Annotated in this window: 9 protein-coding genes and 2 tRNA genes; 4 read left to right on the top strand and 7 right to left on the bottom strand. The window is 39.4% G+C overall.

Translation table 11 applies throughout. The features are described from left to right. Window positions 1-9 precede the first annotated feature (9 nt). Window positions 10-85 (top strand) — tRNA-Phe (locus F928_RS17505). A gap of 126 nt (window positions 86-211) precedes the next feature. Further along, a tRNA-Phe gene (locus F928_RS17500) sits at window positions 212-287 on the top strand. Between the two features lie 168 nt (window positions 288-455). On the opposite strand, the gene ypeA is transcribed toward F928_RS17500, so the two are convergent. The 5 genes from ypeA to ompR all read right to left on the bottom strand — a co-directional run bounded on the left by ypeA (window position 456) and on the right by ompR (window position 4963). Further along, a complete protein-coding gene (gene ypeA, locus F928_RS17495; protein ID WP_002116887.1) occupies window positions 456-887 on the bottom strand; it encodes a GNAT family acetyltransferase in 432 nt (143 codons plus the stop codon). A 130-nt stretch (window positions 888-1017) separates the two neighbouring features. After that, a complete protein-coding gene (locus F928_RS17490; RefSeq protein ID WP_002116671.1) occupies window positions 1018-2532 on the bottom strand; it encodes an acetyl-CoA hydrolase/transferase family protein in 1515 nt (504 codons plus the stop codon). Window positions 2533-2567: 35 nt separating this feature from the next. Next, window positions 2568-2690 carry a hypothetical protein gene (locus tag F928_RS22185; RefSeq protein ID WP_080631028.1) on the bottom strand — a complete coding sequence of 41 codons (123 nt, stop codon included), beginning with the start codon at window positions 2688-2690 and terminating at the stop codon, window positions 2568-2570. A gap of 33 nt (window positions 2691-2723) precedes the next feature. Then, on the bottom strand, window positions 2724-4181 hold the full coding sequence (envZ, locus tag F928_RS17485; protein ID WP_002117035.1) for an ATP-binding protein: 1458 nt from the start codon (window positions 4179-4181) through the stop codon (window positions 2724-2726). A 17-nt stretch (window positions 4182-4198) separates the two neighbouring features. Then, window positions 4199-4963: an osmolarity response regulator transcription factor OmpR gene (gene ompR / locus F928_RS17480; RefSeq protein WP_000060753.1), complete on the bottom strand. Its 765-nt coding sequence runs from the start codon at window positions 4961-4963 to the stop codon at window positions 4199-4201. A 656-nt stretch (window positions 4964-5619) separates the two neighbouring features. Between ompR and tex the strand changes: the two genes are divergently transcribed. Further along, a complete protein-coding gene (gene tex, locus F928_RS17475; protein ID WP_002116875.1) occupies window positions 5620-7968 on the top strand; it encodes a Tex family protein in 2349 nt (782 codons plus the stop codon). 298 nt (window positions 7969-8266) lie between these two features. Next, on the top strand, window positions 8267-10453 hold the full coding sequence (gene ychM / locus F928_RS17470; RefSeq protein ID WP_005078514.1) for a SulP family inorganic anion transporter: 2187 nt from the start codon (window positions 8267-8269) through the stop codon (window positions 10451-10453). 67 nt (window positions 10454-10520) lie between these two features. On the opposite strand, the gene F928_RS17465 is transcribed toward ychM, so the two are convergent. Then, a complete protein-coding gene (locus tag F928_RS17465; RefSeq protein WP_005078512.1) occupies window positions 10521-11411 on the bottom strand; it encodes an SDR family NAD(P)-dependent oxidoreductase in 891 nt (296 codons plus the stop codon). 274 nt (window positions 11412-11685) lie between these two features. Further along, window positions 11686-12963, bottom strand: a complete 1278-nt coding sequence (gene metY, locus F928_RS17460) for an O-acetylhomoserine aminocarboxypropyltransferase/cysteine synthase family protein (protein WP_005078509.1) — start codon at window positions 12961-12963, stop codon at window positions 11686-11688. Window positions 12964-13147: the final 184 nt, after the last annotated feature.

Raw genomic sequence — 13147 nt, 5'->3', positions numbered from 1 at the left:
GCCCACTTCGGCGTGATAGCTCAGTAGGTAGAGCAACGGATTGAAAATCCGTGTGTCCCCAGTTCGATCCTGGGTCTCGCCACCATTATTTGTGTTTTCAATCCCTGATCCCATCAGGGATTTTTTTTAAGTATAAAAAATACTCATTTAAATCAGAAACTCAGGATAATTGTTGACTATTGTTCTGAGATACGGCTTAATACAGGCCATCGGCGTGATAGCTCAGTAGGTAGAGCAACGGATTGAAAATCCGTGTGTCCCCAGTTCGATCCTGGGTCTCGCCACCATATTCGAAAAAGCCCCATATATAATGTATGGGGCTTTTTTCATGTCTGTTTATTTAATAAAAATATTACGACCTTACCTGTGTATAAATCTCATTTTATCCACAAGCAAAGAGGGTTATCCCTAATATTGCCTTAACTTTCTAAAAATAGTCCAACCGAAACGTGGTTCTAATCATGAGAACTATCACGAATAAGTCTTTTTCCTAAGCACACTGCTTCTACCTCGTCATAGCCAAGCTGTTCGTAAAAATTCAATACATTCAAATTGTCTTTACGGACGAGTAATTGCAGTTTTGGGCAACCACGAGCGATGAGACGCTTCTCAAGCTGCTGAACGAGCGCTGTAGCGATTCCTAAGCGTTGTTGGTGGGGGTGAACAGCCAGATAGTTAATCCAGCCTCTATGGCCGTCGTAGCCGCCCATAAGCGTACCAATCAGTTGCTCATCTTTAATAGCAACTAAAAACAAATCATCCTGTTGTGAGACTTTTCTGAAAATATCGGTTTCAGGATTATTCCAAGGACGGGTCAGACCACAGCTTTCCCATAAAATAACGACATCATCCAGATCTGCATTTGTAAATTGACGAATAATAAACATATGGATTTCTACTTTTTGTTTTGATGTGCTGAAAAGATAAAATAAAAATTCGGGCTTGAGCAGTGTTTTATTAATAATTTAAACAAATAAAAAAGCACTCCCGAAGGAGTGCTTGAATTAAACCAGTGATTTAAGCTGATTTTGCAACTGGTGCTGCTTGAAGCATTTGACCTGTTTCTTCGAAGTTTGCATGCCAAGACAACGCTTCACGAAGTAAGTGAGGAGTATGTCCACCTTTAGCGCATGCACGGTCAAAATAGTCATTTAATGCATCACGATAAAGTGGGTGTACACAATTATCGATAATAGCGCGAGCGCGTTCACGAGGCGCTAAACCGCGTAAGTCTGCTAAACCTTGCTCTGTCACTAAAATATCAACGTCGTGTTCACTGTGATCAACGTGGCTTACCATTGGCACGATAGAAGAGATATCGCCGCCTTTAGCAATTGATTTGGTTACAAAGATCGCCAAGTGAGCGTTACGAGCGAAGTCACCTGAACCACCAATACCGTTCATCATTTTAGTACCACACACGTGAGTTGAGTTCACGTTACCGTAAATATCAAACTCAAGCGCAGTGTTAATGCCGATAATCCCTAAACGACGAACCAATTCAGGATGGTTAGAAATTTCTTGTGGACGAAGCACTAATTTGTCTTTGTAAGCTTCGATATTGCCAAAAACTTTTTCACCACATTTTGCAGAAAGGGTAATTGAGCTACCTGAAGCAAATTTCATTTTGCCTGCATCAATGAGTTCAAAAGTACAGTCTTGTAGTACTTCTGAGTACATGATGAGGTCTTCAAAATCAGAATCTTTTAAACCTGTTAATACAGCATTGGCAATAGAACCAATCCCTGCTTGTAATGGACCAAGGTTTTTCGGTAAACGACCTTCTGCAACTTCTTTGTTAAAGAAAGCAATTAAGTGGTTTGCAATGCCTTGAGTCTCATCATCTGGAGGAGTTACTGTTGATGGTGAGTCATGTGTATCGTTAAATACAATACCTACAATTTTTGCAGGATCGATCTGGATTGCTGTTGTACCAATACGCTCATCCACTTTTGTCAATGGAATTGGAGTACGTGTTGGGCGATAAGTCGGAATATAGATGTCGTGCAAACCTTCAAAGCTTTCGCTTAAAGATGTGTTGATTTCAACAATAACTTTTTCGGCAAAAATAGCAAAGCTTGCAGAGTTACCCACAGAAGTTGTTGGAATAATGCCGCCATCTTCAGTAATCGCAATTGCTTCAATCACCGCAACGTCTGGACGTTTCAGTTGCTGGTTACGCATTTGCTCAACAGTTTCTGATAAATGTTGATCAATAAACATAACTTCGCCGTTGTTAATCGCACGACGTAAAGTGTTGTCTACCTGAAATGGCATACGACGAGATAAAACACCTGCTTCCGTGAGTTGTTTGTCTAAGTCATTACCTAAGCTAGCACCCGTAATTAACGTGATTTTTAACGGATTTTTCTTTGCATGCTCTACAAGTGCTTGTGGAACAGCTTTAGCTTCACCGGCACGGGTAAAACCACTCATACCAACGGTCATTCCATTTTCGATGAATTGCGCAGCTTGTTCAGCACTGATGACCTTGTCATGAAGAGAAGCTAGGCGAATACGACTTAAAGACATTGGACATCCTCAATATTGTCAAAACATACGGGATTTTAGCTATGAAAAATTGAAAAGTGCATAGGTGTTAGGCTAAGGTCTAATTTTGTAAATAAATGGTGGTATAAATTATATTTATGGTCTTTATTTAATTGATTTTTATTGTTTTTATTTGTCATTAAAACAAGGCTTTTAATTGCTGATTGTTCAAATTAAAAGCGCTCACTTAATGTTTGTTTTATTTTTTCCAAAGGATTCGTCGTGGTATTTTCTTCGGTACTCGGTTTTGGGATTGGTAAAGAAATAATAACTTCTAAACCGCCTTGTTCACGATTATGAATTTGAATCTCACCATGATGAATATCGACAATACGTTTAACAATAGCCAGCCCAAGACCACTACCTTGAATGGTTCTTGCTGAGTCTCCGCGAACAAAAGGTTGCATTAACTCTTCAATTTGATCTGCCGGAATGCCTTCACCATGATCAGCAACGGTAATTAAAATAGATTCATTTTCAACTTTTGCACTGAGCTCTATCGGTTCAGCACCATAGCGTTTTGCATTATTAATCAAGTTGGCAATAAGTCTTTTTAAAGAAAGACTACGTGCCGGAATAATAGGTACATCCTGCATCTCGAATTGAATATCGAGAGGTTTAAATTGCACAACAAGTTCTTGCAAAAGCATGTTGATATTGGTGTCTTTCAACTCCTCATCTGAACCATCGCGCATGTATGAAATGAACTGATTAAGAATTGCATCCATATCATCTACGTCATAAACCAAACCTTCACGCAAAAACTCATCAGGCAGCATCTCTGCTGTTAAACGTATGCGTGTAAGAGGGGTGCGTAAATCATGTGAAATACCTGCCAACATAATACGTCGTTCACGCTCAGTCTGATCGAGTGTATAGACCATACGATTAAAGGCTTGGTTTACTTGACGAATTTCTAATGGACCGTGATTGGTATCAAGGTACGGCGCTGTTCCAGATTTACTGTATTCATTGGCAGCATTTTGCAAACGACGCAGAGGGCGGTTCATCTGTCGAACCAAAATTAAAATAATGATAGCCGACAGTAATGGAACACCCACGACCCAACCCACTAAAAGTTCAGGACTGTAGTTGGCATAGGTTTTTAAAGGCTCACGAACCCAGTTCCCATGCATTTCAGGTGTTTGAATCCAAATGCGTGGGCTCGGTTTAAACTGAAAGTAAACGGTAACGTCTTTAGTCCCAATCTCATTTGCCAGCTTTTTTTCGACATGATTGGTAAAAAACTCGGCAATGACCTTTTCTCGGACACTTGGATATTCTTTGGGGTTGGTAACGTATTCAATACCGACTCGATTACGCAACCACGCATCAATATCTACTTCATTTTCACGATGAAAAATTCGTATATCAGGATTATTGACGAGCTCAAGCTCGACCGCAAGATAACGGGCGTGCTGTTGAATTTCAGGTAAATAAAGAGTGCGCCAAAAGAACCATAACGACATAAATAAGCTAAAGAACACCACCAGCAGTACCAGAATAGTGGTACGCATGGCAGCAGAACGTGGCTTTATTTTGTCGAGAAAACGTTCCCATCGAGTCCGTTTACGCTCTGAGTAGGTCACGTAATCGGTAAAGTTCTGTGGGGCGATTGGTTCTAAACTCACTCTATCTTATCTCAAGCTTATTCAGCACCATCTGGAACGAATACATAGCCGACACCCCATACAGTTTGGATGTAACGTGCACGTGCAGGGTTATCTTCAATTAAACGACGTAAACGAGAAACTTGAACGTCAATTGAACGTTCCATTGCACCCCATTCACGGCCACGCGCTAAGTTCATCAATTTATCGCGTGTTAATGGTTCACGTGGGTGTTGTACTAATGCTTTTAATACAGCAAATTCGCCAGTTGTTAAGGTAACGATTTGTCCTTCGCGTGTCAGTGTGCGGGTAGACAAGTCTAAAGACCATGGACCAAAGCTTACTACTTCAACTTGTTGGCTTGGTGCACCCGGAACTTCACGAACTTGGCGACGTAATACTGCACGAATACGGGCTAAAAGCTCATTTGGGTTAAATGGTTTTGGCAAGTAGTCATCTGCACCAGCTTCAAGACCGGCAATACGGTCTGAATCGCTACCACGTGCTGTTAACATGATGATTGGCGTATCAATATTTGATTGGCGTAAACGACGGCAAATACTTAAACCATCTTCAACCGGTAACATAAAGTCGAGTACGATAAGTGAAAATAACTCACGTTGTAATAAACGGTCCATTTGCGAAGCATCGTGGGCAGTTTTTACAACAAAGCCTTTATCTTCCAAAAAACGTTGCAAGAGGGTACGTAAACGCACATCGTCATCGACCACTAAAATACGTTCGACACGATCCGTTTCGTTGTGTACGGTTTCAGGATGTTCAGCAGGTACAACTAAACTCATGATGTACTCCCTTTTAAAGTCATAATTTATATATTATTGGGTCGGATAGGCTTATTGCCAACAAGCCCTCAGTATAATGCCGATGTTCTTGTTTAGACTATGTATCAATTTGCTCAAAATTACAATTTTCAAGGTGGTTTGAAACCAAAAAACAACATCTTAAGCCCATAATTTAGCAAAGACCGACCTAAAACAACAAATAGTTAAATTTTCAATAAATTTATAATAACTCAATAGTAATAACTAATTGTTTCAAATCAGTTATTTGAAATAAATATAATAGACTTTTGATTGCTGAATAAGATAAAAAAACTGAGTAGATAAGAAATTAGAAGAATAAAGTAGTGCTCAACCTCAAATTTTTATCTTCTGGGCTATGTATCAATATGATCATTTTCTCATAAATTATATTAATTTTTTGTCATGTTCATGACATAAGTCGTACGTTTATATTTTATAAAGATTAAAAGGTAGGGTTCAGTTTTAACTTTTTCATACTTAAACCACTGTTTTTACGTGCTCTAGTAGTCGTAAAAAGTATAAATATTCAGAGTCAATACAAAAAAAAGTTTTGAATACGCAAACAAGTGTGGATTTTATGGGCTTGGTCTTTATAATCAGTGCTTTTAAACTTTATCCTTGTGGGATCAAACACGATGACTGACTTAGTTCAGCAGTTGGCAAGTGAGCTTGCCGTACGTCCAAACCAAGTAGAAGCTGCCATCCGCTTAATTGACGAAGGTGCCAGTGTTCCATTCATTGCCCGTTACCGTAAAGAAGTAACACAAGGTTTAGATGATACGCAGTTACGCCAATTAGATACTCGTTTAGCGTATTTACGTGATTTATATGAGCGCCGTGAAAAGGTCATTCAGTCATTGCAAGAACAGAATAAATTGAATGATGACTTGTTGGCGCGGGTGAATGCAGCCGAAACAAAAAATGCTTTAGAAGAAATTTATGCACCGTATCGTCCTAAGCGTACAAGTAAATCTTTTAAAGCAAAAGAAGCAGGTTTAGGACCGATTGCTGAAAAAATTATTGCAGAACAAGTTGACCCGACTGAAGCATTGGCTGGTTTTAGTCATGAAGACTATCCAGATGTTGAAAGTCAGTTAGATGCGATCCAGCATATTCTGATTGATGACTGGGCACAAAATATTGCGCTTACTACAGAATTAAAAGCAACTTTTGCAAAAACTGCGGTTTTAAAAAGTACTGTTGCTTCTGAAGAAAAGAAAGAAGTCGGTAAAAAATTCCGTGATTACTTTGAATTTTCTGAAGGTTTAAACAAATTACCTTCACACCGTTTATTGGCGATGTTACGTGGTCGTCAAGAAAACGTATTAGGTTTAAAAGTTGATGGTGAAGATGATGCACCATTAGCGCGTATTGAAACTGAATACAACCTTGAGCAAATTCAACCTCAAGCACGTCAAGATTTCTTAAAACAAACTGCAAAATTGTTCTGGTTGGGTAAAGTTCGTCCTCAAATCGAGCATTCATTGCTCACAGAAAAACGACTTACTGCCGAAGCAGAAGCAATGCAGGTATTTGCTGAAAATCTTCGTCATTTATTATTATCAGCGCCAGCAGGTGGTCGTACTACTCTAGGTGTTGACCCTGGTATTCGTACTGGTGTGAAACTAGCGGTAGTAAGCGATGCAGGTGATGTACTTGCTCATAGCACGATCTATCCATTCGCGCCTAAAGAAGATAAAGAAGGTTCTATTGCTGAGCTCGCACGTCTATGCCGTGAATATAATGTAGAGCTTATTGCTATTGGTAATGGTACAGCTAGCCGTGAAACAGAAGCTGTAGTGGCTGAAATGATGGCTGCTAATACAGACCTCAAATTAACACGTGTGACTGTAAGTGAAGCGGGTGCATCTGTTTACTCTGCAAGTGAGCTTGCTGCTGCAGAACTTCCAGAGCTTGATGTTTCAATTCGTGGTGCAGTGTCGATTGCTCGCCGTTTACAAGATCCACTTGCTGAACTTGTTAAGATTGATCCGAAATCAATTGGTGTAGGTCAATATCAACACGACGTAAATCAAACTGGTTTAGCAAAAACTCTTGACGCAGTAGTTGAAGACTGTGTGAACGCTGTTGGTGTTGATGTAAATACCGCTTCACCAGCAATCTTGGCTTACATTGCAGGTTTGAATAAAGCCATTGCTCAGCAAATTGTTGAATACCGCAAAGAGCATGGTCGTTTTGATAACCGTCAAGCTTTGAAAAGCGTACCACGTTTAGGTGAGCGTACGTTTGAACAAGCGGCTGGTTTCTTACGCATCCAAAATGGTTCTGAACCTTTAGATGCTTCTGCTGTTCACCCTGAGAGTTATGGTCTTGTTGAGAAAATTGTTGCAGCAAAAGCGACAACTGTGAAAGACATCATTGGTAATACTGAAATCATTCGCCAAGTAAAAGCTGATGAATTTGTTGATGACAAATTTGGTTTGCCAACAGTACAAGACGTATTAGCTGAACTTGAAAAACCAGGTCGTGACCCGCGCCCAGAGTTCCGTACTGCTAAATTCCGCGAAGATATTACTGAAGTTGGTCAATTGACAGAAGGTATGCAACTTGAGGGTGTGATCACTAATGTCACAAACTTTGGTGCTTTCGTTGATATTGGTGTACATCAAGATGGTTTAGTTCATATTTCTGAATTAGCGAATGAGTTCGTTTCTGATCCGCATAAAGTTGTAAAACCGGGCCAGATCGTACAAGTGCGTGTTATGCAGGTTGATGTTGAACGTAACCGCGTGAACTTAAGTATGCGTGCTGAAGGTTCTGCACCTGTAAAAGCACAGCGTCCACCACGCCGTGAACAAAATACAGAACAGCGTTTTGAACGTAAGCCTCAAGGTAAACGTCCTCAACCACGTAAAGATCAAGCTGAACGCCCTCAGCGTAGCAAGCAAGAGAAACCACAAGAACAAAAGATTGGTGGTTTAGGTGCATTGTTATTACAAGCAGGAATTAAAGGTTCTAAATAAGAGTCTTTAATTGATAAAAAGGCCTCCAATTGGAGGCTTTTTTTATGGGTTAAAATATTACTTTTTTAATAATTATATAAAAGCGAAATACGAAAAAAACAGTTGTAAAGATGAGGTGAATCTTAAGATCAACAAATCGTTGTTAAATACACAATTAAATACACAACGTTATAGCATAACTAAACTTTAATGATATTCAGTTGTTCGACATTATCAACCCAGCCTTGAAGCATTTACTCACTTTCAGGCTGTAATAGTACAACTTTGCTTATTTCTTTATATTATAAATGGTTGTTTTATGTCGGTTTTAAACCTGAAAAATAGATTTCATTTAAAAGACCTCTTGTCCGGAGTTGTCGTATTCCTCGTGGCATTACCGCTGTGTTTGGGTATTGCTTTAGCCTCAGGTGCTCCCATCATCTCTGGTATTATTGCAGGTATTGTGGGCGGCATTATTGTGGGTTTACTGAGTGGTTCTCACATTAGCGTTGCAGGCCCAGCGGCAGGGCTGACTGCTGTCATCCTTGTACAGTTAGAACAATTAGGCGGCAATTATGCCGCCTTTTTATTATGTATTATTTTTGCCGGTGTTCTACAAATTCTATTTGGATTATTTAAGTTAGGTTTTTTTGCGAACTTTATTCCAAATAATGTCATTTTAGGGTTATTAGCCGCTATTGGTGTCATCCTGATTGCCACGCAATTGCCTTATCTGTTTGGACTTTCTGATTTTTCATGGAAACAGGTTTGGACTTCAACCCCAGACGCCTTCCTTCAACGTTTTGATGGAGGCGCAGCGCTTATTGGTTTGCTCAGTCTATTCTTAATTTTAGCGTGGGATAGCAGTCCGCTTAAAAAACTAGCTTTACCTTCGGCTTTGATTGCAGTTGTGCTAGCAGCAGTTTTAAATTTTGTTTTAGTGAGTATCGGCTCTGCATGGGCAGTGCAAATTGATAACCTCATTCAATTGCCGAATATATTAAAAGCTCCCGAAGAAGTATTAATTTTCCCTGATTTTAGCTATTTAGCTGAGCCTATGATTTACACAGGCGCAATTACTCTGGCTGTTGTGGCCTCTTTAGAAACCTTATTGAATCTGGAAGCAGCAGATAAAATCGATCCTCAAAAACGTTCTTCTCCGCCGAACCGTGAACTTTGGGCACAAGGTACAGGGAATATCGTTTCGGGCTTAATAGGTGGCATGCCCGTCACTTCAGTAATTGTGCGAAGTTCGGTGAATGCAAATACAGGCGCGCGTAGTAAGTGCTCTACCATTATTCATGGGGTATTGTTGCTGTTGGCGGTTTTGTTCTTTGTGCCATTAATGAACATGATTCCTCTGTCTGCATTGGCTGCGATTCTCATCGTAACTGGCTTTAAGCTTACCCATCCAAAACTATTCAAACAGCTTTATCAAAAAGGATGGAAACAGTTTTTACCTTTTATTATTACCTTAGTTGCAATTTTACTGACAGATCTTTTAATGGGAATTTTAATTGGTCTGTTCACCAGTAGTGCTTTTATTCTTTATGGCAATTTTAATAAAGGTATTCGTGTTTATAGAGAGAAGCGTTTGCATGGCGTAGTGACTCGTATTGAGCTTCCTTCTCAAGTTACCTTTCTTAATCGTTCTGCGCTTATTTCGGCATTGGAACATGTACATAAACATCAGCAACTTATTATTGATGCAACTCAATGTGATTCGATCGATCCTGATATCTATCAAGTTATTCAAGATTATCAAAGTGAAACGGCCATTAAACGTCAGGTAAATCTTAAATTGGTCGGATTCAAACAGCACTATCAAGATGTTGATGATGCGGTACTTGATATTGATATTAGTACACATGACTTGCAACAAAAGCTGAGTCCTCAACAGGTCGTCAACTTACTTAAAGAAGGGAACGAACGTTTTGTAAAAAATGAACGTCTTCAACGAGATATTTACCGACAAATTCGTGTGACTGCAGATGAAGGGCAACATCCGATTGCAGCAGTCCTTGGGTGTATGGACTCACGTGCCCCTACCGAAATGATTTTTGATGTCGGTATTGGTGATCTGTTTAGCTTACGAATTGCAGGTAATATTGCTGGGCAAAAAGTATTGGGTTCACTTGAGTTTGCTTGTCAGGCTAAAGGTTCTAAAGTCATCGTTGTTTTAGGACATACCGATTGCGGTGCAGTAACAAGTGCATGTCAATTGCGTTTAGAGCAAAAGCAAGTGTCTGATGTGAAGGAAATGCCACATATTCAATATGTACTTGGACCATTAATGCATTCGGTTGATAGCGTATATGACATTATGCAGCCACGTGAATTAGGTAATGCTTTTATTAGTCAAGTCACAGCAATGAATGTTCATTACAACATCCAGTACATTATTAATAATAGCAGCGTGCTTAAAGATATGGTTGATCGAGGTGAGATCGTAGTTGTGGGTGCAATTTATGATGTAAAAACAGGGCACGTTCAGTTTCTTGATTGATCAGTCCTTTAGTTAAAAAAGCGCCTTAGTTAAGGCGCTTTTTATTCGTTATGCGTTTAACTCAAAATTACCAGTGTTCACCTGGGAAAATACGTGCATAAGCTTTTTGTGCCCAGTTTAATTTCTCGGTTTTTTGTCCCTTCGCTGCATCTGAACTTGGGAATAAACGGAAACCAATCGACATAAACATATTATTGATGCCTGGCGCTACAGAATAAGTCATTGAAGCTAAGCGGCCTAAGTTGGTTGCCATACGTTTTGGACGTTTCACGATTGCATAAGCAATTAAGTCAGCAGCCTGCTCAGGTGAAAGGGTTGGAACATATTTATAAATTTTAGTTGGTGCAATCATTGGGGTACGAACCAATGGCATATAAATTGAAGTAATTGCGATTTTGTGTGCATGAACTTCGGCAGATAGACAGCGGCTAAATGCATCAAGCGCTGCTTTAGACGCGACATATGCAGAGAAGCGAGTAGCATTTGCTAAAACACCAATCGAGCTAATGTTAATGATTTGTCCATCTTTACGCTGAATCATATGCGGCAAGATATTGAGAACTAGGCGAACTGCGCCAAAATAATTTAATTGCATGGTACGTTCAAAGTCATGAAAACGATCATAAGACTCATGCACAGCACGGCGAATAGAGCGACCTGCGTTATTAATTAAAATATCAATGTGATCAACAGTCGCTAAAATTTCTTTAGAAACTTGGTCAATCATTTCCATATCGTTGAGATCACATGGGAAAATTGATGCCTTACCGCCACGTTTTTCGATATCTGCATTTACTTCTTCCAAAGTTTCTTGAGTACGGGCAACCAGTAAAACATGGGCTCCAGCATCAGCAAGTTTGTTTGAAATCGTTAATCCGATTCCACTCGAGGCGCCTGTCACTAAAATGACTTTATCTTGTACCTTTTCCTGGAACAGAGCTTCTAATTTTTTATTCACAGCATTTTACCTAAGTAGGGGCAGGGACTATTTATTCCGGTATGTAATTTTTATTTTTTACAACCGTAGGTTCATCCAGATGAACTCATAAATATTGTCTTTATCTTAATAGATGTTTAAAAATTGTCTAGTCTGTAAATATATGAAATTTAACAATTTATTTAGAGTAAAAACTCTAAAATAGTATCTTAATCCATTAATTATTTTAGTTATATAGTGAACAGAAAAATGAAAAAAGCCTCTATTTCCAGAGGCTTGATGAATAGTTTAAAAGTTATACAGCTGAAAGTGCTTGTTCTAAATCGGCAATTAAGTCATCAATATGCTCAATTCCAATTGAAAGACGTACCATATCTTCACTTACACCAGCAGATTTAAGCTCTTGTTCATTGAGCTGACGGTGAGTTGTAGTTGCAGGGTGGCAAGCCAAACTTTTCGCATCACCAATATTCACAAGACGAGTAAATAGCTGAAGTGAATCAATGAATCGAGTACCTCCTTCACGCCCATCTTGTACACCGAAAGATAAAATTGCAGAAGGTTTACCTTTTACATATTTTTGAGCAAGCTGGTGCTGCGGATGATCTTTTAAACCTGCGTAATTCACCCATTTTACTTTTGGATGGGTCTGTAAATACTCTGCAATTTTTTGCGCATTTTCAGTATGACGCTCCATGCGAAGATTTAGAGTTTCGAGGCCTTGTAAAATCAAGAAAACACTCAGTGGACTAATAGCCGCACCTGTATTACGCAATGGTACAACGCGAGCTCGTGCTATGTAGGCAGCCTCACCTAATGCTTCAACATAATTAACTCCGTGATAACTTGGGTCTGGCGTGTTCAAAACTTTAAAACGCTCTGGATATTTACCCCAAGGGAATTTGCCGCTATCGATAATCGCGCCACCAATGCTATTGCCATGTCCACCAATATATTTGGTAAGAGAATGAATAACGATATCGGCGCCATATTGAAACGGTTTTAATAAAGCAGGGGTGGCAACCGTATTATCGACGATGACAGGTACGCCATATTCATGCGCGATTTTTGAAATTGCTTCTAAATCGATAATATTTCCGAGTGGATTCCCAATTGATTCAACAAAAACAAGTTTAGTCTTATCATCAATTAAGTTACGTAAGCTTTCAGGCTGTTGATAATCAAAAAAGCGAACTTCAATGCCTTGTTTTGGTAAGGTGTGGGCAAATAAATTATAAGTTCCGCCATATAAAGTTGAGACGGAGGCAATGTTGTCTCCCGCTTCTGTAATCGTTTGGACAGCATAGGTAATCGCTGCCATTCCAGAAGCCAAGGCTAAAGCACCAATTCCGCCTTCGAGTGCAGCAAGACGTTGCTCAAGCACAGCAGTGGTCGGGTTCATAATACGGGTATAAATATTGCCCTGAACTTTTAAATCGAAAAGGTCAGCACCGTGCTGTGTATTATCAAATGCATACGAAGTGGTTTGATAAATAGGGACTGCAACCGCTTTTGTTGTCGCTTCGGGTGAATAGCCAGCATGAATTGCTAAGGTTTCATCTTTATAAGTCATGATTACTTCATCTTCGTGAGTTAAATATTGAGCGAGTCTAGCTTAAAAGTTAAATAGAAAATTGCAGAAATTCTGGTTTGTTTTCTAATTTTAGGAATAAAGATAGAAAAATATACGCTGAAACGCTGTATAAATCTTATCCATAAACATTTTGCAACTTATTGAAAAAGAAAATTGTTTGATA

The sequence above is a fragment of the Acinetobacter pittii ATCC 19004 = CIP 70.29 genome, assembly GCF_000369045.1.
GTDB classification, from domain to species: domain Bacteria; phylum Pseudomonadota; class Gammaproteobacteria; order Pseudomonadales; family Moraxellaceae; genus Acinetobacter; species Acinetobacter pittii.
The sequence above is the reverse complement of the archived record's forward strand: the minus strand, read 5'-3'. Positions and strand labels throughout refer to the sequence as shown.

What these genes read in the sequence shown, in the direction of transcription:
- ypeA (WP_002116887.1), bottom strand. Translation starts at nt 887, where the DNA reads ATGTTTATTATTCGTCAATTTACAAATGCAGATCTGGATGATGTCGTT.
- F928_RS17490 (WP_002116671.1), bottom strand. Translation starts at nt 2,532, where the DNA reads ATGTCTTTAAGTCGTATTCGCCTAGCTTCTCTTCATGACAAGGTCATC.
- F928_RS22185 (WP_080631028.1), bottom strand. Translation starts at nt 2,690, where the DNA reads ATGACAAATAAAAACAATAAAAATCAATTAAATAAAGACCATAAATAT.
- ompR (WP_000060753.1), bottom strand. Translation starts at nt 4,963, where the DNA reads ATGAGTTTAGTTGTACCTGCTGAACATCCTGAAACCGTACACAACGAA.
- tex (WP_002116875.1), top strand. Translation starts at nt 5,620, where the DNA reads ATGACTGACTTAGTTCAGCAGTTGGCAAGTGAGCTTGCCGTACGTCCA.
- ychM (WP_005078514.1), top strand. Translation starts at nt 8,267, where the DNA reads ATGTCGGTTTTAAACCTGAAAAATAGATTTCATTTAAAAGACCTCTTG.
- metY (WP_005078509.1), bottom strand. Translation starts at nt 12,963, where the DNA reads ATGACTTATAAAGATGAAACCTTAGCAATTCATGCTGGCTATTCACCC.